The sequence below is a fragment of the Bradyrhizobium sp. AZCC 1678 genome (genome assembly GCF_036924765.1).
Classification (GTDB): domain Bacteria; phylum Pseudomonadota; class Alphaproteobacteria; order Rhizobiales; family Xanthobacteraceae; genus Bradyrhizobium; species Bradyrhizobium algeriense.
Genome location: NZ_JAZHSE010000001.1, coordinates 2,138,611 through 2,161,225 on the forward strand (window position 1 = coordinate 2,138,611; position 22,615 = coordinate 2,161,225).

20 protein-coding genes are annotated in these 22,615 nt (G+C 64.4%); 5 read left to right on the top strand and 15 right to left on the bottom strand.

What is annotated here, in order from left to right; all coding sequences use genetic code 11:
- Position 1: 1 nt before the first annotated feature.
- From V1294_RS10180 to V1294_RS10240, 13 genes are all read right to left on the bottom strand, one after another.
- A complete protein-coding gene (locus V1294_RS10180) occupies positions 2–1,585 on the bottom strand; it encodes a xanthine dehydrogenase family protein molybdopterin-binding subunit (protein WP_334496792.1) in 1,584 nt (527 codons plus the stop codon).
- 11 nt (positions 1,586–1,596) lie between these two features.
- Positions 1,597–2,076: a (2Fe-2S)-binding protein gene (locus V1294_RS10185; protein WP_334477532.1), complete on the bottom strand. Its 480-nt coding sequence runs from the start codon at positions 2,074–2,076 to the stop codon at positions 1,597–1,599.
- Positions 2,077–2,081: 5 nt separating this feature from the next.
- A complete protein-coding gene (locus V1294_RS10190) occupies positions 2,082–2,900 on the bottom strand; it encodes an FAD binding domain-containing protein (protein ID WP_334496794.1) in 819 nt (272 codons plus the stop codon).
- A gap of 16 nt (positions 2,901–2,916) precedes the next feature.
- A complete protein-coding gene (locus tag V1294_RS10195) occupies positions 2,917–3,360 on the bottom strand; it encodes an SRPBCC family protein (protein WP_334477535.1) in 444 nt (147 codons plus the stop codon).
- Position 3,361: 1 nt separating this feature from the next.
- Complete coding sequence (locus V1294_RS10200; RefSeq protein ID WP_108517242.1) at positions 3,362–3,799, bottom strand: SRPBCC family protein; 438 nt, start codon at positions 3,797–3,799, stop codon at positions 3,362–3,364.
- Positions 3,800–3,808: 9 nt separating this feature from the next.
- Positions 3,809–6,703 carry a flotillin family protein gene (locus tag V1294_RS10205; RefSeq protein ID WP_334496796.1) on the bottom strand — a complete coding sequence of 965 codons (2,895 nt, stop codon included), beginning with the start codon at positions 6,701–6,703 and terminating at the stop codon, positions 3,809–3,811.
- Between the two features lie 25 nt (positions 6,704–6,728).
- Positions 6,729–7,562 carry a phosphoenolpyruvate hydrolase family protein gene (locus tag V1294_RS10210; RefSeq protein WP_334496798.1) on the bottom strand — a complete coding sequence of 278 codons (834 nt, stop codon included), beginning with the start codon at positions 7,560–7,562 and terminating at the stop codon, positions 6,729–6,731.
- A gap of 2 nt (positions 7,563–7,564) precedes the next feature.
- Positions 7,565–9,802, bottom strand: a complete 2,238-nt coding sequence (locus V1294_RS10215) for an ABC transporter permease (protein WP_334496800.1) — start codon at positions 9,800–9,802, stop codon at positions 7,565–7,567.
- Complete coding sequence (locus V1294_RS10220) at positions 9,795–10,577, bottom strand: ABC transporter ATP-binding protein (RefSeq protein ID WP_334496802.1); 783 nt, start codon at positions 10,575–10,577, stop codon at positions 9,795–9,797. Before V1294_RS10220 ends, V1294_RS10215 begins: the two co-directional genes overlap by 8 nt.
- Entirely contained in the window at positions 10,570–11,652 is a 1,083-nt protein-coding gene (locus V1294_RS10225) for a branched-chain amino acid ABC transporter permease (RefSeq protein WP_334496804.1), read from the bottom strand. The genes V1294_RS10220 and V1294_RS10225 overlap by 8 nt, the downstream gene beginning before the upstream one ends.
- A 1-nt stretch (position 11,653) precedes the next feature.
- Complete coding sequence (locus tag V1294_RS10230) at positions 11,654–12,664, bottom strand: branched-chain amino acid ABC transporter permease (RefSeq protein ID WP_334496806.1); 1,011 nt, start codon at positions 12,662–12,664, stop codon at positions 11,654–11,656.
- A 130-nt stretch (positions 12,665–12,794) separates the two neighbouring features.
- Positions 12,795–13,622, bottom strand: a complete 828-nt coding sequence (locus V1294_RS10235) for a helix-turn-helix domain-containing protein (RefSeq protein WP_334496808.1) — start codon at positions 13,620–13,622, stop codon at positions 12,795–12,797.
- Between the two features lie 131 nt (positions 13,623–13,753).
- Positions 13,754–15,004 carry an ABC transporter substrate-binding protein gene (locus tag V1294_RS10240; RefSeq protein WP_334477549.1) on the bottom strand — a complete coding sequence of 417 codons (1,251 nt, stop codon included), beginning with the start codon at positions 15,002–15,004 and terminating at the stop codon, positions 13,754–13,756.
- A 607-nt stretch (positions 15,005–15,611) separates the two neighbouring features.
- Between V1294_RS10240 and V1294_RS10245 the strand changes: the two genes are divergently transcribed.
- Complete coding sequence (locus V1294_RS10245) at positions 15,612–16,439, top strand: DUF2066 domain-containing protein (RefSeq protein WP_334496810.1); 828 nt, start codon at positions 15,612–15,614, stop codon at positions 16,437–16,439.
- 119 nt (positions 16,440–16,558) lie between these two features.
- On the opposite strand, the gene V1294_RS10250 is transcribed toward V1294_RS10245, so the two are convergent.
- Together V1294_RS10250 and V1294_RS10255 are read right to left on the bottom strand one after the other, a co-directional pair.
- Positions 16,559–17,293, bottom strand: a complete 735-nt coding sequence (locus tag V1294_RS10250) for an SDR family NAD(P)-dependent oxidoreductase (RefSeq protein ID WP_334496812.1) — start codon at positions 17,291–17,293, stop codon at positions 16,559–16,561.
- Positions 17,290–18,345, bottom strand: a complete 1,056-nt coding sequence (locus V1294_RS10255) for a LacI family DNA-binding transcriptional regulator (protein WP_334496814.1) — start codon at positions 18,343–18,345, stop codon at positions 17,290–17,292. The genes V1294_RS10250 and V1294_RS10255 overlap by 4 nt, the downstream gene beginning before the upstream one ends.
- 182 nt (positions 18,346–18,527) lie before the next feature.
- On the opposite strand from V1294_RS10255, the gene V1294_RS10260 reads away from it, so the two are divergent.
- The 4 genes from V1294_RS10260 (at position 18,528) to V1294_RS10275 (ending at position 22,614) form a co-directional block, all read left to right on the top strand.
- Positions 18,528–19,829, top strand: a complete 1,302-nt coding sequence (locus V1294_RS10260) for an ABC transporter substrate-binding protein (protein ID WP_334496816.1) — start codon at positions 18,528–18,530, stop codon at positions 19,827–19,829.
- A gap of 120 nt (positions 19,830–19,949) precedes the next feature.
- A complete protein-coding gene (locus V1294_RS10265; RefSeq protein ID WP_334496819.1) occupies positions 19,950–20,765 on the top strand; it encodes a carbohydrate ABC transporter permease in 816 nt (271 codons plus the stop codon).
- Positions 20,766–20,773: 8 nt separating this feature from the next.
- Positions 20,774–21,601, top strand: coding sequence for a carbohydrate ABC transporter permease (locus V1294_RS10270; RefSeq protein ID WP_334477556.1), 828 nt, complete (start codon positions 20,774–20,776; stop codon positions 21,599–21,601).
- A gap of 8 nt (positions 21,602–21,609) precedes the next feature.
- Positions 21,610–22,614 (top strand): alcohol dehydrogenase catalytic domain-containing protein, encoded by a 1,005-nt coding sequence (locus V1294_RS10275; protein WP_334496821.1) that lies wholly within the window; start codon positions 21,610–21,612, stop codon positions 22,612–22,614.
- Position 22,615: the final 1 nt, after the last annotated feature.

A 22,615-nucleotide genomic window follows, 5' to 3' on the forward strand; every position in this document is an offset into this window, starting at 1 on the left:
GTCAGCGCCTCCTGGTACCGAAGACAGAAGAAAATCGGGTGGCGCCATGTGATGGCGACGGAGCCGGCGGCCGCGGGGGAGGAGGCGTCGGCGCGGGCGGCGGTGGCTGGACCGTTGCAGCGGGCGCGCGATCGTAGGTGGTTCGCTGCTGCGAAGCCGCGGCGCGTTGCGGAACGGGTTCAAGCGGCGTCGGCGAAATCGCCGCCCGGCTGCCGCCGCCGTCCGTGCGCGACGACATGCGCTTGGCCTCTTCGCGAAGCGGCCATTTTGCTTTCTCGGCGGCGACCTGGACGCATTCGATCAGGGCCGTGTTCTTGGCCTCACGCCGGTGCGCCTTCATGTCGCCGTCGCGATAGGCGTTGAGGATGCGGAATTCCATCGGGTCGATGCCGACGAGATGCGCGAGCTTGTCCATCTGGCATTCAAGCGCAAAGTCCATCGCGGTGACGCCGAAGCCGCGCATGGCGGTCGCAGGCGTGCGGTTGGTGAACACGCAGTAGACGTCGCCATGGACGTTCGGGATCGTGTAGGGGCCGGGCAGGTGAGCCACGCATTTGACGACGGCGTAGCTGGAAAGCCGGGTATAGGCGCCGCTGTCGAAATAGGCACGAATTTTGCGCGCGACGATGCGCCCGTCGCGCATCACGCCGTCCTTGATGTAGATGCGCTCGGCGCCGCGCGGCGAGCCGAACTGCATCTCCTCTTCGCGCCCGAGCTGATAGCGCACCGGACGCCCTGTCAGCATCGCGCCGAGAATGGCGAGCGGTTCGGTCAGCGTGTCCACCTTGCCGCCGAAACCGCCGCCGACGGTGCCGCCGATGAAGTGGAAGGTGTTGGAGGGCACGTCGAGGATTTTTGCGCAGGTATCTAGCGAGAAGAACAAAGCCTGCGTCGAGGTGTAGACGACGTAGCGGCCGTTGGTGTCGGGGGCTGCGATCGAGCCGTTGGTTTCGGTCGGCGCGTGCTCGATCGGCGACATCTGGTAACGCTGCTCGAGAACATGGTCGGCCTCGGCAAAACCGCGCTCGACATCACCGAAGCGCAGTTTTTGGTGATCGTAGACGTCGTGATAGATGAAGGTGTTCTTGGGGTAGGTCTCGTTGACGACAGGCGCGCCCGGCTTCAGCGCTTCCTCGACGTCGAATATCGCGGGCAGCGGCTCGTAATCGACCCGTACTTTCGCGATGGCTTCAAAGGCTTCCCGCGGGCTGTCGGCGACGATGGCGACGATCGGCTCGCCCTTGTAGCGGACCTTGTCGACGGCGAGCGACGGCTCGTCGTCCTTGCCGAAGTTGATCAGGCTGAGCAACGTGTTGAGATTGACCGGCACGTCGGCCCCGCGGATGATGCGCCGCACGCCGGGGGAGCGTTCCGCCTCCATCGTGTCGATGTGGCGCAGGCGGGCGTGGGCGTGCGGGCTGCGTAGTACCTTGAGATGGAGCATGCCCTGCAGCTTGTGATCGTCGAAATAGGTCGAGGTGCCCGTGACATGGCCGAGCATGTCCTGGCGCTGCGTGCCCTTGCCGATTTCCTTTAAGTTGTCGTCGCGCTCGTCGGCGAAGATGTCCTTGCGCAGTTCCAGCATGGTCGTTCCCTTTAGGCGCGGGCGCGTCCGCTCGTGGCGGCGGCGAGGACGGCGTTGATGATCGGCTCGTAGCCGGTACAGCGGCAGATATTGCCCGAGATCGCCTCAATGACCTCGGCACGGGTCGGCGAAGGATTGCGATCGAGCAGTGCCTTCGCCGCCATCAGCATGCCCGGAGTGCAGTAGCCGCACTGGGCCGCGAATTGTTCCATGAAGGCGCGCTGCAGCGGATGCAGGTTGGGGCCATCCTTCAGCCCGTCGAGCGTTTCTATCGAGCGGCCGTTCACGGTTTCCGCCAGCGTCAGGCAGGAGAGATGGAGTTCGCCGTCGATCAGCACGCTGCAGGCGCCGCAGCCGCCCTGGCCGCAGCCGAATTTCGGCGTCATGTCGCCGATCAATTCGCGGAGCGCGACCAGCAAATTGACGCCGCCGTCGACGAACACGGCGACATCGCGGCCATTGTGACGAAACTGGAGCGGGGTCTTGGTCATGATACTTACTCCAGGCCGGACAGCAGGCGGCGCAGATGAACGCCGACGATCTCGCGGCGATACCAGGCGCTGCCGAGCGCGTTGTCCGTGGGCGATACGCCCTCCGTTGCGGCCGCAGCCGCAGCGCTGATCGCCGCATCGTCGAGTGCGCGTCCCTCCAGCGCGCGTTCGGCGGCCCTTGCGCGAATCTGCGTCGCGGCCATCGAGCCGAGCGCGATGCGGGCTCCCGATATGCGGCCACCGCTGACAGGCAGGTGCGCGGCAATCGTGATCACCGAGCCGCCCTTCGGCTTGATGCGGGCGATCTTGCGATAGCGGAAGGCGTCGGCGCTCGCGGGCCGCGGACAGGAGACGGCCAGCACCAGCGCGCCGCTCTGGCGTTCGCGGGATTGCAAAAATTCCTCGATTGCCATGTCGCGGGCACCGAGCCCGCCCTGGACGGAGACGGTCGCGTCGAGCGCCAGCAGTGCGACGGTGAAGTCGCCATAGGGGCTGGGTGCAAACAAATTGCCGCCGACCGTGCCCATGTTGCGCACCGCCGGTCCGCCGATCGAACGCGCCGGCGCGTGCAGAAAGGCAAGATCGCGCTCGGCCAGAATTTTGGCGAAGGTGACGCCGGCGCCGAGTGTGATGCGTGAGCTCGCCACATCGATGCGAGACAGCGCCCCGTCGGTCGCGCGCACGACGGTCGAGATCGAGATATCGCCTTCATTGAGGGCGCGCATCACCAGCGTGCCGCCGCCGAGATAGCGCGCGCCGCGGTCGGACGACAGCGCCGACGCCGCCTCGCCAAAACTCGCGAATGTCTTCACCGTCACAGGCATGGTTTCGCCTCCGCGTTCATGCGGCCTCCTTCAGGTGCCGGCGAATGGCTTCGAAGCCGGCTTGATAGATCTGTTCCGCGACCATCTGCGTCAGCCGCTCGGCATCCGCGGGCCGCGTGGTGAACCTGGATTCCCAATGCCAGAAGGTGCGGTCGCCGTCGGTGACCGGCAGCAGGCGGACATGGGCGACATAGTTGAACATCGGGATCGGCGTATCGAGCAGGCAATAGCTGAAGGTCTGTTCGAGGTCGGACAGCGCAAGTAATTGTTCGCGCAATTCCGAACCGTCCTGCAGCTTGAAGCGGCGCACGCAGCCGATCTTGTCGGAAGCCTGCGCGCGCTCGATGGTGCTGGTCGCCACCGCGGGATGCCAGCGGTCGTGGCCGTTGAAATCGCGCAGCACGTTCCAGACCGCGCCGGTCGGCGCGTCGAGGATCGTGCTTTTGACGATATGCGGCACACTAGCCTCCGAAGGCACGCTTGAGGGCGTCGAATCCGCCCTGAAACACGCCGGTCCCGATATTGCTGACAAGCTCGTTCTCGCGCTCGGGCGCACAGTCGAATTCGGCGGTCCATTCGAGAAAGGTCTGGTCGCCGTCGGTTACCGGCGTGAGCCGCAGGGTCGCTACGTAGTTCTCCACCCCCATCGGCGACTCCAGGATGGAGTAGGTGCAGAACATGTCGTAGTCGGAGAGGCCGAGTAGTTTTTCGCGGATGCGATCGCCGTTGCGCAGGCGAAAGTCGCGCACGCATCCGATCTTGTCCGCGGGCTCTCCGCCCTCAATGCGGCTTTCCGCAATCGCCGGATGCCAGTTCGGCATGCCGTTGAAGTCGCGCACGCGCGCCCAGACGCGGTCGTTGCGGGCGTTGACGACGGTGGAGACGTAGACGCGGGCCATGGCGTGATCTCAACCTTTCTTGCGCGGTCCGCGTTCTGGGGCCGTCTCGCCGGGGGTGTCAGGGGCAGGCGGTGCGTCGGATTTGCCTGGACCGCCCTTGCGCGTCGATTCCTTGATGCCCTGCATGTCGCGCGCCTCGCGGATCAGGCCAGGCATCCTGGCGAGGCTGCCGCCCTCGACGCCGATATCGGCGAGGAGCGAGTCGATCAGCGGCGCCTGCATTCGATAACGCAGCGCCGAGTCGATCACCTCGTCGGTGGCGCTGCGGCCGCCATTGCCGCCGCCACCACCGTTGAGCCCGTCCACCTGAAGGATGCGGATGCCTTCGATCTTCTCCATCGGCTTGACACTCTCGCGCACGATGCCCTCGATGCGGTCGAGCAGCTTGCGGCGGAACAGCGAGTAGCGCGCCTGGTCGGTGAGCACGTTCTCGGCTTCGTTGAGCAGCCGCTGTGCTTCGGCCTCGACGGCGGCGCGCACGCGCTCGGCGTCGGCCGCGATCTTCGTCTCCTCGGCCCGCTTCTCCGCCAGCAGCACCTCGATGGTCTTCTGTCGTTTGGCGATCTCGCTGTCGCGGGCGGTGACGACGCGCTCGGCCGCCTCAGTCGCTCCCGCGCGCGCATCCTCGGCCGCCACCTTGGCCGCGGACTCTTCCAGTGACTTTTGGTAAAGAGCGATGGCCTTATCCATCAGCGCCGTTTCGACTTCCTTCTCGCGATTGACCTCCAGCTTGCGCAGATCGCGCTCGCGGCCGATGCGGGCTTCGTCGAGGCCGCGGTCGGAGGCGATGCGGGCCCGCTCGACTTCCTCGCGGGAGGCAATCTCGGCTTCCTGCAGCGCCTGGACGCGGCCGACCTCGAGCTGCTCGATCGCGCGCCGGCGAGCGAGCCGGGCGGCCTCGAGCGCCTGTTCGCGCGAGACATCTGTTGTCTCGACTTCCTTGCGCGCGATGATCTCGGCCTGCTTGACCTGGCGATCGGCGTCGATCCGTTCGGAGCGCTTGGCGGCGAGCGCGATTACGCGCTCCTCGTCGGCGATCTCGACCGCCTTCTTCTGGTCGATGTTGAGGACCTCGCGGGTCTTCGACGAGGCAATGCGCTCCGCCTCCAGCGCCAGTTCGACCTCGACGCGCCGCCGTTCGATCGCATCGCGCCGCTTGAGTTCGGCAGCCTCGATCGATTCGGTGCGGTCGATCTCGAGCCCCCTGGTTTCCTTCTCCGCCCGGATACGCTGGGCGGCGATCACCTTCTCCTGGGCAATGCGCGCGGCCTCGATCGCTTCGCGCGAGGCGATGTCGGCCTCCTCGATGGCACGGTTGCGCGCGATTTCGAGCGAGCGAACGCGCTCTTCCTGGGCGATGCGGGAGGATTCGGTCGCCTCGCGCGCGGTGATTCCGGCGACTTCCAGCGCCTGGTTGCGCTCGATTTCCAGCTTGCGCGTAGCGTGCTCGGCGCCGATCCGCTCCGCCGCCAGCGTCCGCTCTCGCGCGATCCGTGCGGCTTCCACGGCCTTCTGCGCCTCGATCTCCGCTTCCTGAATGGTGCGAACCTGCGCAATCTCCAGCGACCGGGTGCGCTCGTCGGAGGCGATGCGTTCGACGTTGACGATGGTAGTTTGGGCGATGCGGGCCTTTTCGATCGCCTCGCGCGCCGCGATTTCGGCTTCCTCGACCGCGCGGGTACGCTCGATCTCGCGCCTTCGGGTTTCTTCCTCGTTGGCGATCCGCGCGTCGGTGATGGAGCGATCCTGCTGGATGCGCGCCTTCTCGACCGCCTCGCGGGCTGTGATCTCGGCTTCCTCGACCGACCGCGTGCGCTCGATGTCGCGCTGGCGCACCTCGCGTTCGGAGGCGATGCGGGCGGTATCGACCGCGCGCTGGTTGGCGATCTTGGCCTTTTCGATTTCCTCGCGCGCGAGCAATTCCTTCTCTTCCACCGCGCGCGTGCGCTCGATCTCGCGGTGACGGGTCTCGCGCTCGGAGAAGATGCGGGCCTCGGCGATCGCCTGTTCGTTGGCGATGCGGGCCTTCTCGATGGCTTCACGGGCGGAAATCTGCGCCTGTTCGGCCTCGGTCTCGCGCAAGGCGCGCTCGCGCGCCACCTCGGTGCGCTGCAGCGCCCGGCGCATCTCGATGTCGCGTTCCTGTTCGAGGCGGGCGGTCTCGCTTTCGCGCTCGATCTCCAGCGCCTGGCGCTCGGCGTCGAGGTTGCGGGTCCGGATCTTGATCATCGAATCCTGTTCGATGTCGTTGCGCAGCTTGCGCTTGGCCTCGATGTCCTCCATCAGGCGGGTCAGGCCCTCGGCGTCGAATCGGTTCGATGGATTAAAGTATTCCAGATCGGTCTGGTCGAGGTCGGTGATGGCGACGGATTCGAGTTCGAGGCCGTTCTGGGCCAACGCCTCGGCGGCGGCGGCCTTGAGCCGCGTGACGTATTCGCCGCGCTGCTCGTGCATCTGTTCCATGGTCATTTCGGCGGCGACCGAACGTATGGCGGAGACGAACTTGCCGGAAAGCAGGGCGTGCAACTGCTCAGGCTCGAGCGTGCGCCGCCCGAGCGTGGCGGCGGCGATCGCGACCGCCTCGCGCGTCGGCTGCACCCGCACGTAAAAGTCGGCCTCGATGTCGATACGCATGCGGTCGCGGGTAATCACCGCGTCATGCTTGGCCCGCACGATGCCCATCGGAAGCACGTTCATGTTGACGGGCGTAAAGTCGTGGATGAAAGGCAGCACGAAGGCGCCGCCGTTGATCACGACGCGTTCGCCGAGCAGGCCGGTTCGGACGAAGGAGACTTCCTTCGACGAACGGTGGTAGAGCCAGTTCACGATGTAGACGACGATGGCGATCACGACGATCGCAACGATCAGCCAGAGAATCAATTCGCCAACCAGAGTCCCCGACATCTTTTCCTCCCTTTGCTCCCGGCGTTTACCGCGCGCCGATCGCCTTGAATTTACGAACCTGTTCCGTGAGCGCCCGCTCCACCGGCAGGCGCTCCATCGAGGAGGCGCCGTAGAAGCCGTGGCACTTGCGCGTGTGTTTCATGATGAAGTCGGCATCATCAGGCTCGGCGATAGGACCGCCATGGGCCAGCACCAATATGTCCGGATTGACGCAGAGCGCCGCTGCCGCCCAGGTGTCGATCTGTTCCGGGCAGTCTTCGAGCCTTAGCGCGGTCTGCGCACCGATCGCACCGCCGGTGGTCAGGCCGAGATGGCAGACAATGATATCAGCGCCTGCGATGGCCATCGCGGTCGCCTGGCTTTCGCTGAACACGTAAGGCGTCGTCAGCATGTCCTTGTCACGCGCCTTGGCGATCATGTCGATCTCCAGCGCGTAGGACATTCCGGTTTCCTCGAGATTGGCGCGAAATACGCCGTCGATCAGCCCGACGGTTGGAAAGTTCTGCACGCCGGCAAAGCCCAGCGCCTTCAACTGGTCCAGAAAGTTATCCATATCGCGGAACGGGTCGGTGCCGTTGACGCCGGCCAGCACCGGCGTCCTTGTGACGACGGGCAGCACTTCGCCGGCCATTTCCACGACGATGGCGTTAGCATCGCCATACGGCATCATTCCGGCAAGCGAGCCGCGCCCGGCCATGCGATAGCGGCCGGAATTATAGATGACGATCAGGTCGACGCCGCCGGCTTCCTCGCACTTGGCTGATAATCCAGTGCCGGCGCCGCCGCCGACGATCGGCTCGCCCTTGGCGGCCATGGTGCGAAACTTCTTCAGGATGGCTGAACGTTCGAACTTCGCCATGGTCACCTCGCGACTTTCCGACGGGTCCCCGGGCGTCCGACCAGAGGACGGAGCGCGTTGACGATGGCGGATGCAAATTCGGGTTCGTTGATGTGGCGCTTGACGCGGATAACCTGGCGGTTGCTGGTCTGGCGCAGGCTGCGCTCCAGTGCGGTAAATAACGCGGCGTCCGCTTCCGGATCCCAGAACGGCTGGCCCGGGGCGTCGAGCGCGGAGACGCCGCCTTCCGGCAGGAAGAAGCGCACCGGCCCATCCATCCGGTTGAGCTTGTCGCCGATCCAGCGCCCGATGCGCTCGTTCTCCTCCGGCGTGGTGCGCATCAAGGTCACCTGCGGATTGTGAACGTGGAATTTGCGCTGGCGATAGCGCTCAGGGATCGTGTCGGGCGCGCCGAAATTGACCATATCCAGCGCGCCGGCAGAGCCGATGAAGGGCAGGCGGCTGCGGATGATCGAGCCAAAGCGGTCGTCGGTCGCCGGAAACACGCCGCCCATCAGGAGATCGCAGACTTCTGTCGTCGTGAGATCGATGACGGCGGCCAGCATTCCGGAATCGACCAGCTTTTCCATCGAGCGGCCGCCGACGCCGGTGGCGTGGAAGACGAGGCATTCGAAATCGTTGCGCAGGTCGGCCGCGATCTTCTGCACGGCCGGCGTCGTCACGCCGAACATGGTGATGCCGACCGCCGGCAGATCGGCCGGCGCGTTGCGCTCCAGCCTGGCCTGATTGTCCAGACGCGCCTTCACCATGCCGGCGATGGCGTTGGCGCCGTTGGCGAGCACGGCGCGCGAGATCGAATTGAGACCCTGTACGTCGGTGACCGAATACATCATCGTGATATCGGCGGGGCCCACGTAGGGACCGACATCTCCCGAGGCGACCGAGGAGATGATGAGCTTCGGCACGCCGACGGGGAGGGTGCGCATGGCGGGCGCGACCAGCGAAGCACCGCCAGAGCCGCCTGCTGAAATGATGCCTGCGACATTGCCCTGGCGGCGCAGCCAGTTGGCGAACGCGTCCGCCATCGCCGTCACCGACGCGCCGCGGTCGGACCCGAACACAGCAGATCCGCCGCGCCCGTGGTTCAGCGCGATTTCCTGGGCGGAGACGTCGCAGGTGGAAAGCTTGCCGCTGGTTGATACGTCGACCAGGCGCGTCCGCAAGCCCTGTCCGGCGATCACGTCGCGAATGAAGCGCAGTTCCTCGCCCTTGGTATCGAGCGTGCCGGCGACGAGGACGACAGGTGGCCCGGATGCGCTTTGTACAGAAGCCCCGGCCGGGCGTTTTTGCCGGGCAACGTCTTCGATACGCGTAACGCCCGTCGAAAGCGTGCGCGCTGCGGCCTCGATGCGCGCAATCGGCGCCGGCTGCGACCACCGCGTCGGCAGGGTGGGATTGGAGATATAGACGCGGATTGGGGCTGCGCCCGCGGCGCGCGGCGGCGCAGGACGCGCCTCAGCCGCGGTGCTCGCATCGGCGGCTTCGATATCCGTGTCCAGCTCGGCGTGGACTCCAACGACGCCAACACCAAGCAGCCGTTGCTGCAGCTCGCGGTCGGCCGCAAGGCGCGCGGAGTCGATGATGCGATTGATGCGGCCATTGACCATGATCGCGACATTTTTCGAGATCGCGGTAGCGACGCCGATATTCTGCTCGATCACGAGCACCGACATGTCGCCGTCTTCACCGAGGCGCACCAGCATTTCCTCGACCTGGGCGACGATGACCGGTGCGAGGCCTTCGGTCGGCTCGTCCATGATGAGCAGATGCGGGTTGGTCAGAAGCGCGCGCGAGATCGCCAGCATCTGCTGTTCGCCGCCCGAGAGCTGGCCGCCACCATGATCCTTGCGTTCGGCAAGACGGGGGAACGTCTCGTAGATGCGATCGATGGTCCACGGCCCGCGCCGCATCCCGGCGGCGAGGCTCAAATGCTCGGCGACGCTGAGCGAGCGCCACAGCCGTCGCCCTTGCGGCACGTAGCCGACGCCTGCCTGCGCGATCCGCGCCGGGCTGAGACGGGTGATATCCTCGCCGCGGACTCGAACCGAACCGCCGCTCGCCCGCAACAGGCCCATGATGGTCTTGCACAGCGTGGTCTTGCCCATGCCGTTGCGGCCGACCACCGAGAACACGCCCGAGTCCAAAGTCAGGTCGACGCCCTGCAGGGCATGGGAATGGCCGTAATAGACGTCGAGGCCCCTGACTTCGAGGGCAGGCGCGGCGCGGCGGACCTCACTCATGACCGGCCCCCAGATAGAGTTCCTGGACCTCGGGATCGGCTTCGATCTCGTGCGGCAGGCCTTCCTTGAAGACGCGGCCGTTGTGCATCATCGTGACGCTTTCGACGACGCGCAACGCGACATCCATGTCGTGCTCGATGATGATGTAGCCGATATGGGCAGGCAGCGACGTCAGGATTTCGATCAGCTCGCGTCGCTCGGTGGGGGAGAGGCCCGCGGCCGGTTCGTCGAACAGGATGAATCGCGGGGCGCCGGCAAGCGCGAGCGCGATCTCGAGCTGCCGCTGCTGGCCATGCGCGAGTTCCGCGACCAACTGTTCCCTGACCGGCGTCAGATGCACCGCCTGGATCAGCGCTTCGGCTGCATGCATGAGGGCGTCGTTCGCGCCCGGACGCAGCGGCGAAAATCGACCGCGGGATACGCCGCGGCAGGCGAGGTAGACATTGTCCCGCGCGGTGAGGCCGGGGAACAGCGCCGATATCTGGTAGGTGCGGCGCAAGCCGCGGCGGATCCGCTCATAGGGCGGAAAGTGAGTGATGTCCTCGCCGAAGAAGCGGATGGTGCCGGAGGAGGGCGGAAAGTCGCCGGTCACGCAATTGAACAGCGTGGTCTTGCCGGCGCCGTTGGAGCCGAGCACGGCGCGGCGTTCCCCCGGGCGAACCGTGATGGTGACGTCGGTCAGCGCCGCGAGCGCGCCGAACAGCCGCGTCACGCCACGCAGCTCGAGCGCGGCGCCGGAACCGACCGCTGAAAAGCGTGGCGCGGCGCTATCCATGACCGTGGCCTCCGCTTGCGCGTTTGTCGGGCGCGGTTGCGCGGCGGCGCCATCGCTCCCAGAGCCCGATCACGCCGTCCGACGACCAGAACACGATGGCTAGGAATCCGAGACCGATCAGCAACCGGAAGCGGTTGCCGTCGAGCCCGAACTTGACCAGGAGATCGAGCGCGAAGGTGCGCAGGATGACGAAGATGAAGGCGCCGATGAAGGGGCCGACGGGACGGGTGATGCCGCCGACCACGGCGATGATCAGGATATCGATACAGGCGCCGACGCTGACCGAGCCGGGCGAGATCTGCCGGTAGTTCCAGACCTGCAGCACGCCGCCGAGCGCGGCGATGAAGGATGCGAAGGCGTAGGCTGCCACGCGGTGTGCGTTGACATTGAAGCCGAGCGCCGCCATGCGGCGGGGATTGTCCCGCACGCCCTGCAGTGCGAGGCCGAACGGGGCGCGCGAGACATATTGAACCGCGAAATAGCAAAACGCCGCGACGCCCAGCGTGATGTAGTAGTAGGGGACGTCGGCGCGCCAGTCGACGCCCCAGAATTTCGGCGTGGCGATGGTGTTGATGCCGGTATGGCCGCCGAAGATCGGCCAGTTCTGATTGGTGAAATAGTAGAAGGCCGCACCGATCGCGAGCGTGATCATGATGGTGTAGATGCCCTCGGTGCGAACCGCGAGCGCACCACCGAGCGTGCCGAAGATGGTCGCGAGCACCAGCGCCATCGGTGTGGCGAGCCACCACGGCCAGCCGAGGCTGATATTGGTGTTGGCGCTCATGCCGAACACCGCGACCATGTAGGCGGCAAAGCCGGCGATGGTGAGCTGCATCAGGCTGACCATGCCGCCATAGCCCGCCAGGAACATCAGGCTGAGGGCGATGGTCCCGAGGATCAGCGTCGTGGCGAAGATCTCGATCAGGAAGAAGCCGCTGGCGATGAACGGCATGATCAGGAGGATCACCGCCACCAACCAGACGGCCGGATTGTTGAATTCCGGCCACGCCAGCAACGCCGCCCGCGCTGATGCTACCCGACTGGTCTCTTGATGCGCGCCCTGGACCAGCGACATGTCAGCGCCTCGCCAACAGGCCCTGCGGCCGCAGCGCCAGCACCAGCACCATGATGAGGAAGGTCACCACGATCGCGTAGGTCGGGATGTAGACGGAGCCGAGCTGCTCGGCGAGGCCAATGATAACGGCGCCGAGCGCCGCGCCCGGGATCGATCCCATGCCGCCGACGATGACGACGACGAGGGAAGCCAGCAGAAAGCGGGTGTCTTCGCTGGGCGAAAGCGACTGGAAGGTTCCGCCGACCACGCCCGCGATGCCGGCAAGCCCGGCGCCGAGCGCGAACACGACGACGAAGACGAGCTGGATGGGCACGCCGGTCGCGGCCAGCATGTCGCGGTCATCGACGCCGGCACGCACCATCATCCCGACGCGGGTTCGATTGAGCGCCAGCCACATCGCGATGCCGATCACCACCGCGGCTGCGAAGATCACGAGCCGCACCATCGGGTACCGCAGATAGACCGCCTCGCCCGACGATTTGACCGCGGTAACCAGCGGCAATTCGATCGGGCCGACCAGCCAGCTCGGGGTCTGGATCTGATAGAAATCGCCGCCGAATACCCACAGCATCAGGTCCGCAAATACGATCGAAAGCCCGATCGTGACCATGGTCTGGCGCAGATCCTCGCCCTCCATGCGGCGGAAGACGACGATTTGCAGGACGACGCCGACCAGCGCCACACCGATAAACGCGATGATGAAACCGAGCACCCAGGAGCCGGTCCAGGTGCTGATGGCGTAACCGATGTAGCCGCCGAACAGATAGAGCGAACCATGCGCCAGATTGACGTTGCGCATCAGGCCGAAAATCAGGGTGAAGCCGCTCGCCACCAGGAAGTAGAGGCTGCCGAGCGTGATGCCGTTGAAGACGGCGTTGAGAAAGACGCGCTTTCGGCCGATTGCCTCTTCGAGGCCGGGCGGCCACACGGCAAGGATCAGCCACAGCAAGACCGCGACCGCGATCAAGAGGATCAGCGCCCATGCCGGATGGCGTTCGATGAATCCTGTCACGGTAAAAGCCCGGCGGTCGCCATACCGTCCTCCCAGACGCCGCGGCCGTTTCGGCTCGCGTTTTCAGGGCATCCTAACGGCGCCGCAAACCTTGCACTTGATTGTCAGTATCTTTTCGCGCCTGATACGCTCAGGGTCGCAAGACTTTGGCGGCGCGGCGGTATTCCGTCGGTGCCATCCCGACATTGGCAGCGAAGAAGCGTGTGAAACCGCTTTGGGAGGAGAAGCCGAGATCGAAGCCGATATCGGCGATCGGCACCTCGGTCGCGACCAAGGCGTCCAGTGCCTGTTCCATGATCAGTGTATTGAGATAGAGGTTCGGGGTGACGCCGGTCTGGGTGCGGAACAGCCTGTAGAAATGCGGACGCGACAGGCCGGCCTCCCGCGCGATCGAATCCAGTTCGATTTCCGCGCCCGGGCTTTCGGACATCAGCTTGATGGATTTGCGGACGCGAAAATCAGTAACGGCGGCGGCGGTGCGCGCCTCCTGCACCGGCTCGGGCCTTTGCCAGCTTTCCTCATGGCAACCGTCGATCAACTGCCTTAGTTCGCAATCGAGGCTGCTTAGCGAAGGCGCACCGCAGACCAGCGCGGCGGTTCGCCTGATATGCCTGTCGAGGGGAACCGTCCGCTTGAAGCATGTTCGGCCGAACCGCAGGCTGTGGGCCCGCGCCGCATCGGGAGCGAACCATTCGGCGTTGACGTAGAGGACGAAGAAGATTGCCCCGTTCTCCATATCCGTCGGGACAAAATTGTGTGGTTCCCAAGGGTTGATCGCAACAATGGAGTCTTCTGTGAGAAGCCATCGCTCATCGCACACATCGATGCCGGCTGGCGTTCCACCGACATGAAAAATCAGATGCCCTTCACGATGCGCGTGCATGTTGAAGGGGCGGTTCAACTGATAGACCGTCGCGCGACCGAACCGGCCGTGGAAGACGGCCAGAGCCTTGCTCATGCCTTCCCTCCCGCGGGGATGTTCTTGTCTTTTCAATCAGCGTTCAACATCCGCCGCGAGAATGCAAGGGTAGATCACATTCCGTCCGGGCCCCGGGGCGCGACCGGGGCCCGTTCGCAAATGCGAAGAACTCAGTACTTCTTGCACTCCGGAACCGTTCGGCTCGGCAGGCCGATCTTGGAGAAAACCGCCGGATCGTAGCCCAGGGTCTGGTTCACGTTGGGAATGACCTTCACGACCTTGCTGAACAAGGCGCCCTTGCCGTCGTCCACCACCTCGGTGACGAAGTTGGTTCCGATCGCCTGGCGGTTGGAGTCGAGCTTGATCTTGCCGTTGGGCGCGTCGAGCTCGATCTTGGCGAGGGCTTCCTTGAGTTTCGCCTGGTTGTTGCTGAGATCGCCGTTGACCTGACGCAGCCCAAGGATCAGCGCCATCGTCGAGTTGTAGTAGTTGGTGGCGAGCAGCGAGGGGCTCGGGAACCGCTTGTTCGGCGGGAAAGCATCCTGATAGGCCTTCACGAACTTCTGCCAGCCTGGATCCTCCCAGGTATCGGCCTGGCCGCTCGCTGCAATGGTGCCGAGCAGCGCATTCTTGGCGTTGCCCTTGGCGGAGAGGATGGTCTGGTCGACCATGATCGAGCCGCCCATCAGATGCGCCTTGCCGCCGGCCTGTTGATACTGATTCAGGAAGTTGACGGCATCGGCGCCGCCAAGGCCGAGATAGATCGCATCGACATCGTCGGGCAGCGCGGCAATGACGGACGCAAAGTCCTTCGTACCGAGCGGCACCCATTGCCGATTGGTGACCTGTCCGCCGGCGCCGCAGAACTCCAGCACCAGTCCGAACACCTGGGTGTAGATGAACGAATAGTCTTCGCCGACGGTTGCGATCTTTCGGTAACGCTTGGTGTCGTAAGCGTATTTGCCGAGGCCGACCTGCCACTGGGCGCCGTCCATGTTGTAGCGGAAGAAGTTCGGCGCCGGGTCGACATACGTCGTTTCCTGCGCGCCGGAAGCGGCGTTCACAAAGGTCAGTTCGGGGCGTGTCTTGGCGAAATTTTTCACCGCAATGCCTTCGTCACCGGACAATGGCGAGAGCAGGATCTGCACCTTGTCCTGTTCGATCAGCTTGCGCACGGCGCGAACCGCGGAGTCCGGCGTGGCATCCGTGGAGGCGATGATGAATTCGATTTCCTTGTCGCCGACCTTCTTGCCGAGCGTATTGATCGCCGTCTGGTGGCCGCGTATTCCGTCCTCGCCGAGCACGGTATAGGTGCCTTCGAGCGTCGCGGTGACGCCGACCTTGATCTTCTCTTGAGCTAAGGCGGCGCCGGAAAGCAACAGGCTGCTCAGCGCGACCAGTCCCGCACAGCTTCTAAACATCGAACCCCTCCCTTGTATCGCCAGTTTTTGTATTGCCAGGTCGTGTATCGTCAGGTCGTTCCAAGGAATCGCCATGCAGTCGATGCCGGCTGCGTATCGTACAGCCGGAATGCATTGCGCCGGAACCGCCAGACGAAAACCTAGCTGATGACTGGGCCGGCGCGCGCAACTACACCCGCCGCAACTTGACCGGTAGTCTCATTTTGCATGTTGCGCCGCGACGAGACTTGCAGTGATTTGCGAGCAGCGATTCCGCATCGCGGGCCGTGAAGACGAAGCAATAAGTCTCTGATTTCACTGACGACGTCGCATGACTCGAACCCATGACCGGAATGCGCTTCACGTGCCAGCTTGAACCTTTGCAAGAACCGCCATCTCGACGGGGCCGCCCGCGCCTCGATCCGGACGGCAGCGAGCTTTGCTGTTTCCGTGATGCGGCCCTGCACTTCGAAAGTTTGCGCTTCCGCAAAAACGAACGAATGTTCGATGAGAAGAGCATCCTTGATACGGAACCGCGGGAGGTATCGTCGTGGCCGATCTGCATAGGACGAGGCGCCGGTCTACCAGAACAGGCCGCGGTACAGTCCGCGCGATTGTCCGGATATTTATGGCAGCCGCCCTGACCTGGTGCGCCGGCACCATGTCAGCCACGGGAGCTGATCTTTATCGAACAAAAGTCACCGTGACGGGCCAGGGCGAGGCGAACCGCATGACCGGCTTTGCCGCGTGTCTGGAGGACGTCCTCATCAAGGCATCCGGCGCGCTGAAGCTGGCCGGTGACCGGCGATTGGCCGCATACAAGTCGAAGGCAAAAGATTTCGTCCGGGCATTCAGCTATCGCGACCAGTTTTTTGGCAAGCCCATTCGTGACGAGCAGGGCACCCGCGACCGGCCCTACGATCTCACCGTGGAGTTCGAGGAAAGCAAGATCGACGACATTCTCAAGACGCTTGGCCTCAAGCCCTGGCTTTCACATCGTCCGCGCCTTGCCGTCTTTGTCGAGATGGAACAAGGCGTAAGGAACTATATCGTGACAACAGATGGAACCCAGTCCGACTTGCAGCGCGACGCGTTGCTCGCCGCGGCTGACAAGCGCGGCATGGACATTGTGCTGCCGGGCACGGCGGCGTTGGCGAAATCGAACATCACGGGCGCGGAGCTCAGGACGGCGCCATTCCCGGCGCTGGCGCCGATTGCGGCCCAGCAGGGTGGCGAAGTCGTTCTGGTTGGGCGATTGGTCTGGAACGATCGGGATCTCGGCTGGGCCACGCAGTGGCAGATGGACTGGGGCGGCCGGACGCACCGTTGGCAGGTTCGCGGCGTCACCTTCGATGAGGCGTTCCGGCACGGCATCGGCGGCGCGGCCCAGGTCTTGTCCGGCAACGGCGATCCGGTAACCCGGTCGTCGTCGGCGGGAGGAAACAAGCTTCATTGACTCCCGTGGGCGCCTGATTAAAGCGTTTTCCAGCGAAGTGGAAACCGGTTCGCGTCAAGAAAGCGCGTCAAAACAAGAATCTAGAGCCCCGTTCCGATTCAATCGGAACGGAAAAGGCTCTAGCCGGCGAGAAAGCCGCCATCGATTGCGACCACCGTTCCGGTCGCATATTGCGACGCCGGCATGCAGAGGAAAGCTACGGCGCCGGCGACATCTTCCGGCTGCCCCCATCGTTTGAAGGCGGTGCGGTCGGCGATGCGCTGGTAATGCGCGCGGTCGGACCGGCCGGCGGCATTGATCGAGGTCTCGATATAGCCCGGCGCCACGGCATTGACGCGGATGCCTTCCTCGGCCCAGGCCAGAGCGAGCGCCTTGGTCAGCATCACGACGCCGCCTTTGCTGGCGCAATAGGCGGGAATGCGCGGCAGCGCCAGCGTTGCGTTCATCGAGGCGATGTTGACGATCGAGCCCTTGCTGTTGGCCAGCAGCGGGCGGAAAGCCATGCAGGTCCGGAACGTGCCGGTCAGATTGACATCGAGCACCTTGGTAAAGGTCTCGATCTCAAATTCCTTGTCGCGCGCCAAAATGCCGGCGCAATTGACCAGCGCGTCGACGCGGTCATGCCGTTGCGCAAGCGCTGCGACCGCGGCGTCGTCGGTGACATCAAGCGTTGTCAGCTCAAGTCCTGCCTGAGGCTGCAGCGGCGTCCGGGCAAGATCGGCATCATTGACGGCGGTGGCGGTGACCGTCGCGCCGAGCTCGCGGAACACGCTGCTGATGGCGGCGCCGATATCGCCGGCGCCGCCGATCACAACGGCATGAAAACCCTGGGCCAGCGAGAAGGTGGAGGTCATCGTGATCGTCCGTGTCGTTTCAGGGGTGCAGGCGGGGCCGTCGACTCGCGAACGACGAGCGAGTAGTCGATTTCGTGATGCATGATGGCCTGTTCGCCGGCCAGCCGCCGGACCAGATATTCGCCGGCGCGCTGCCAGGTCTCGCCGGTGGGGACATGAATGGTGGTCAGGCTCGGCCGCAAATGCCGGCTCCAGTCGAGATCGTCGAAGCCGACGACGGAGAGGTCACGCGGCACCGAGAAACCGCTGCGCTCAGCTTCCAGCAGCACGCCGTAGGCGATGACGTCGTTGCCGCAGACCACCGCGGTCGGGCGGTCATCGAGGCTGAGCAGATAGCGCGCCGCCTCGCGCGCATCGTCGAGCGTATAGGGCACCTCGACATGCCACTTATCCGGCAGTTCGACGCCGCCCACGGCAAGGGCGCGGCGGAAGCCGGCGACGCGGGCGCTGGCGCGGTCGTTGTTGCGCTGGAGCGCGGAGACGACCCCGATCCTGACATGTCCGAGTTCAACGACATGCGCGGCGGCGCGGTAGGCCGCGGCCTCGTTGTCGGTGCCGACGCAGGGGTAGGGACGATCGGGCCGATAGATGCCGACATTGATGAAGGGCACCGAATTGTCGGCGAGCATCTTGCGCAAGGCGTCGTGATGGCAATCGCCGCGCAGCACCAGGCCATCGACGCCGCGACTGATCAGGTTGCGCGCCTGCTCCAGCTCGGCGTCGAGGTCGTAGCCGCTGGTGGTCAGCAGCAGCATGTAGCCGACCGAGGAAAGATATTTCTGCAGCGAGGCGATACCGCGCGCGAACATGGTGTTGTCGATGGTCGGCACGATTGCGCCGAGCGTGCGCGAGCGGCGCGACGACAGGATGCGGGCCGGCGCATGCGGGATGTAGCCGACCGCATCGATCGCTTGCGAGATGCGTGCGCGCAAGTCGGGGCTCACCGCTTCGGGATTGTTGATCGCGCGCGAGACAGATGCCGTCGATACGCCGGCCCGCGCCGCGACGGCACGAATGCCTTGTTTCAATGATTTGGTGGCGGGCGGATTCATGGCGTGATGGATGTAACGTTACACAAATGGCTGATCAACAAAATACGCAAGTTTGGAAATTCTGCAAATTCATCGATGGATTGTCCGTTCTCTTGACAGGCGAGAGGTGGCGCCTAGGATGTAACCGGTTTCAGAATGGCGCTGCCGAGCAGGCGGGACAGGCCAGGTCAGGGAGGAGTTCAATGAACGCCAGGATGTTTGCGGCGCGCGTCGCGTTGCCGGTTCTCGCGGTGGCCGCCGTCAGCGCGCAGGCAAATGCGGCCGACTTCGACTGGAAGAAGTTCCAGGGCAAGACCGTCACATTCCTCGCGAACAACAATCCCGTGGGGCAGGCGCTGCTGACCTACAAGGCCGATTTCGAGAAGCTCACGGGGATAACGCTCAAGGTTGACGGCTACCAGGAGCAGCAGATGCGCCAGCGGCTGGTCACCGTCATGAATGCGCGCAGCGACGAGGTCGACGTGTTCATGACGCTACCGTCGCGCGAGGGTGAGCAGTTCGCCGTCTCCGGCTGGTATGCCGATCTCTCCGCCATGTCGAAGAACGAGGTGGCAACGGACTACGACTTTGCCGGGCTGAGTCAGGCGCTGCTCAAGGCCGGGACGTTCAACGGCAAGCTGACCAGCATGCCCATGAACATCGAGGGGCCCATTCTTTATTATCGCACCGACATCCTCAAGAAATGCGGCGTCGAGAAGCCGGCGACCATCAAGGATCTCGAAGCCGCAGCACAGAAGATCAAGGCCTGCGACAGTACCGTCACGCCGTTTGTTTCGCGCGGGCTGAAGCCCGCGGTCGCCTACACTTTCAGCAACATGCTGCACAATATCGGCGGCAGCTACATGGCCAACGGAAAATCCAATCTTTGCTCGGCGAAGGGCAAGGAGACGCTGGATACCTACAGTCGGCTGCTGCGCGAATATGGCCCGCCCGGCGTGGTCAACTACAGCTTCCAGCAGATATCGGCGCTCTATCGCGGTGGCCGCGCCGCGATGTCGTTCGAATCTTCCAATGAACTGCGCACCGTGATGGACGGCGGCGAGCGGCTCAAGGATACCGGCCTGACGCCGTTCCCGGCGGGCGAGGCCGGGCAGGTGCCGACCGCGATCGGCTGGGGCATGGCGGTGTCCGCCTACAGCAAGGAGCCGAGTGCGGCCTGGTATTTCGTGCAATGGGCCACGAGTCCGGAGATTCAAAAGCGCACGGCGCTGCAGGGAATCGCGCCGCCGCGGCCGGCGGTCGCCAACGATCCTGAATACCGCAAGTGGATCGATGCCGAGCCGGTGCGCAAGGAATGGCAGGCCGCGCTCGACGTGCTCGCCACCAAGGGATCCTCCGAGGTCGGCTACCCGATCGTCGCCAATCCGCAATCGCGCGAATTCATCGGCCAGGCGGTGCAGGATCTGATCCTGAAGCAGAAGACCGTCGATCAGGCCTGTGCCGATGCGGACAAGGCGCTCGATGCGCTGATCGCGCAAAAGTAGCGGTCGGCGTCACATCGACGACTGCAATCTGAAAGGAAGCGCAAGCATGTCGGATGCCGCTGCGACATTGTCACGCAGGACCGGCAAAAGCTGGAACTGTCGGCGCTCTCGGCGCCGGCGGTGATCTTCACTGTCGCGATGATCGCGTTCCCGGTCGTCTACACGATCTGGCTCGGCTTCCAGAGCTTTTCGTCGACCGGCCAGCAGTCCTTTGCAGGTCTTTCGAACTACGCCAAGCTCGCCTCCGATTACGAGTTCTGGCACGGGCTGTGGGTCACCATCGCGCTCTATGTGCTCTCGCTGGTCCTGCAACTTGTGTTCGGCGTCTGGCTGGCGCTGGTTCTGTTTCACGCCAAGCGCCTGCCCGGGATCGTGCGGTCGATGTTCATCTCGCCGTTCATGATGCCGCCGGTGGTCGCCGGCATGATGTGGCTCGTGATCCTCGATCCGTCGCTCGGGGCGGCAAACTACATCCTGCAATCGCTCGGCCTGCCGCCGTCGGAGTGGCTGGCCTCGCCGAGGTGGGTCATTCCGACCGTCGCGCTGATCGACAGCTGGCAATGGACGCCCTATGTCGCGCTGATCGTGCTTGGTGGGCTGCAGTCGTTGCCGCCGAGCGTCTATGAAGCCGCCCAGATCGACGGCGCCTCGGCGTTCAAGACCTTCCAGCGCATCACGCTGCCGCTGTTGCTGCCGACTATCGTCACCGCAGCCATCCTGCGCAGCGTCGATCTCTTGCGCTTCTTCGACATCATCTACATCACGACCCAGGGTGGTCCCGGCAACGCCTCGAACACGCTCAACATCTACGGCTTCCGGGTCGGGTTTGAGTTCTTCAACATCGGCTATGCCAGCGCATTGATGCTGACGCTGACCGCGATCGTGTTCGGCGCGGTGCTCGCGTTCAACCGCCTGCGCGGCGCGGTCGCCTGGTAGATGCCGCGATGACCGACGCACCGACCGCCGATCGCTGGATCCGCCACCTCAACCTGCTGCAGCTCGTGCTCGCGGGCATCATCATCATGACGCCGACGGTATGGATGGTGCTGTCGTCGCTAAAGCCTTCGTTCGAGGTGACGGCCTATCCGCCGACGCTTGTTTTCTCACCGACGCTGGAGAACTACGTCGAGCTGATGAAGACGACGCCGTTCGTCAGCTACGCGGTCAACAGCCTGATCGTCACCATCGGCTCGACCAGCCTCGGATTGCTGTTTGGGATTCCCGCGGCCTTCGCCGTGTCGTGGACCCGGATTTCATGGCCGGCCATCCTGACATTGGCAGCGCGCATGGCGCCCGGCACGCTGTTCCTGCTGCCGTGGTACGTCATGTTCCGCCAGGTCGGCATGATCGGCTCCTATACGGCGCTCATTCTCAGCCACGCCGTCATCACGCTGCCGATCGTGATCTGGGTGCTGCTGCCATCCTTCGATGGCATCCCGCGCAGCGTGTTCGAAGCAGCTCAGGTCGACGGTTGCAGCATCACGCGCATTCTCTGGCGCATCGCGCTCCCGCTGGTCGGCTCGGGCATCGCGGTTGCGGCGATCCTGGCCTTCGTATTTTCCTGGAATTATTTCCTGTTCGCGCTGGTGCTGTCGAACGGCGACAGCAAGACGCTGATCGCGGCCGCCTTCAACTTCATCGGCGAAGGCTCGACGCAATGGGGCGCGCTGATGGCTGCGGCAACGCTGATAGCACTGCCGCCGCTCGTTCTCGCCGCGCTGGTTCAGCGCTGGCTGGTCTCCGGGCTGACGCTCGGCGCGGTAAAGGGTTAGGTGCTCCGATGAATGTCTCTCCGCACGCCAATTCGATCATGCGTGCCGCCGTCTTCCACGGCCACGAACGCATCACCATCGAGCGGGTGGCGATGCCGGAAGTCGCTGTTGGCGAGGTGCTGGTGCGAATCTCGCGCACGGCGCTATGCGGCTCCGACTTCAAGCTCTGGCACAAGGGCGCGGAATTCACGGCTGGCCACGAAATCTTCGGCGTGGTCGAGCAGCCGGGCCATCGCCTGCATGGCCGTCGCTGCGCGATCTATATCCCGCTGCATTGCGACCGTTGCGCCGCCTGCAAGCGCGGCGACACGCAGATGTGCCTGGAAGTGTCGAGCCTGATCGGCTGGAACCGGCCGGGCGGCTATGCCGAATATGTGCCGGTGCCGGAGAACTGCCTGCTGGAGGTGCCCGACGACATCGAGGACAGTATCGCGCCGCTGCTGCTTGACGTGATCGGCACCTCGGGCCACGCCGTGCGGTTCGTCAGCCGCGTGGTGCCGCCGCACGAGGCTGGCCCTGTTCTGGTGATGGGCGCGGGGCCGGTCGGGCTTGGTGTCGTGCTGGCGCTGCGCAGTCTCGGCTATGACGATATCCATGTCTCCGATCCGAACGCGACACGGCTTGCCATCGCGCAATCCTTCGGCGCAAGAGCGCACCCGGTCGGCGGTACCTCGAAACGCTTTGCGCTGATCATGGAGTGCTCGGGCGCGCATGCGGCGCGCAACCTCGGCATCGAGCTCGTCCTGCCTCGCGGCGCGCTGGTGCTGGTCGGCGAGAATGCCGCGCCATGGACCATCGAGGAAGGCAAGGTGTTCCGCCGCAAGGACTTTTATATGATCCGCACCTTCTATTTCCCGATCGCCGATTTCGAGCCGAACGTCGCGCTGCTGCGCCGCTACAAGGACGAATACCGCGTCCTCGTCGACGGCGAGTTCGGACTTTCGAGTTTGCCGGAAAATTTCGCACGCTTCGCCAAAGGCGAGTTGATCAAGCCCGTGCTGGCGCTGGACTGAC

What these genes read in the sequence shown, in the direction of transcription:
- V1294_RS10250 (WP_334496812.1), bottom strand. Translation starts at nt 17,293, where the DNA reads ATGACCTCCACCTTCTCGCTGGCCCAGGGTTTTCATGCCGTTGTGATC.
- V1294_RS10260 (WP_334496816.1), top strand. Translation starts at nt 18,528, where the DNA reads ATGAACGCCAGGATGTTTGCGGCGCGCGTCGCGTTGCCGGTTCTCGCG.
- V1294_RS10275 (WP_334496821.1), top strand. Translation starts at nt 21,610, where the DNA reads ATGAATGTCTCTCCGCACGCCAATTCGATCATGCGTGCCGCCGTCTTC.
- V1294_RS10185 (WP_334477532.1), bottom strand. Translation starts at nt 2,076, where the DNA reads ATGACCAAGACCCCGCTCCAGTTTCGTCACAATGGCCGCGATGTCGCC.
- V1294_RS10200 (WP_108517242.1), bottom strand. Translation starts at nt 3,799, where the DNA reads ATGGCCCGCGTCTACGTCTCCACCGTCGTCAACGCCCGCAACGACCGC.
- V1294_RS10270 (WP_334477556.1), top strand. Translation starts at nt 20,774, where the DNA reads ATGACCGACGCACCGACCGCCGATCGCTGGATCCGCCACCTCAACCTG.
- V1294_RS10205 (WP_334496796.1), bottom strand. Translation starts at nt 6,703, where the DNA reads ATGTCGGGGACTCTGGTTGGCGAATTGATTCTCTGGCTGATCGTTGCG.
- V1294_RS10215 (WP_334496800.1), bottom strand. Translation starts at nt 9,802, where the DNA reads ATGAGTGAGGTCCGCCGCGCCGCGCCTGCCCTCGAAGTCAGGGGCCTC.
- V1294_RS10225 (WP_334496804.1), bottom strand. Translation starts at nt 11,652, where the DNA reads ATGTCGCTGGTCCAGGGCGCGCATCAAGAGACCAGTCGGGTAGCATCA.
- V1294_RS10245 (WP_334496810.1), top strand. Translation starts at nt 15,612, where the DNA reads ATGGCAGCCGCCCTGACCTGGTGCGCCGGCACCATGTCAGCCACGGGA.
- V1294_RS10235 (WP_334496808.1), bottom strand. Translation starts at nt 13,622, where the DNA reads ATGAGCAAGGCTCTGGCCGTCTTCCACGGCCGGTTCGGTCGCGCGACG.
- V1294_RS10220 (WP_334496802.1), bottom strand. Translation starts at nt 10,577, where the DNA reads ATGGATAGCGCCGCGCCACGCTTTTCAGCGGTCGGTTCCGGCGCCGCG.
- V1294_RS10190 (WP_334496794.1), bottom strand. Translation starts at nt 2,900, where the DNA reads ATGCCTGTGACGGTGAAGACATTCGCGAGTTTTGGCGAGGCGGCGTCG.
- V1294_RS10180 (WP_334496792.1), bottom strand. Translation starts at nt 1,585, where the DNA reads ATGCTGGAACTGCGCAAGGACATCTTCGCCGACGAGCGCGACGACAAC.
- V1294_RS10240 (WP_334477549.1), bottom strand. Translation starts at nt 15,004, where the DNA reads ATGTTTAGAAGCTGTGCGGGACTGGTCGCGCTGAGCAGCCTGTTGCTT.
- V1294_RS10210 (WP_334496798.1), bottom strand. Translation starts at nt 7,562, where the DNA reads ATGGCGAAGTTCGAACGTTCAGCCATCCTGAAGAAGTTTCGCACCATG.
- V1294_RS10255 (WP_334496814.1), bottom strand. Translation starts at nt 18,345, where the DNA reads ATGAATCCGCCCGCCACCAAATCATTGAAACAAGGCATTCGTGCCGTC.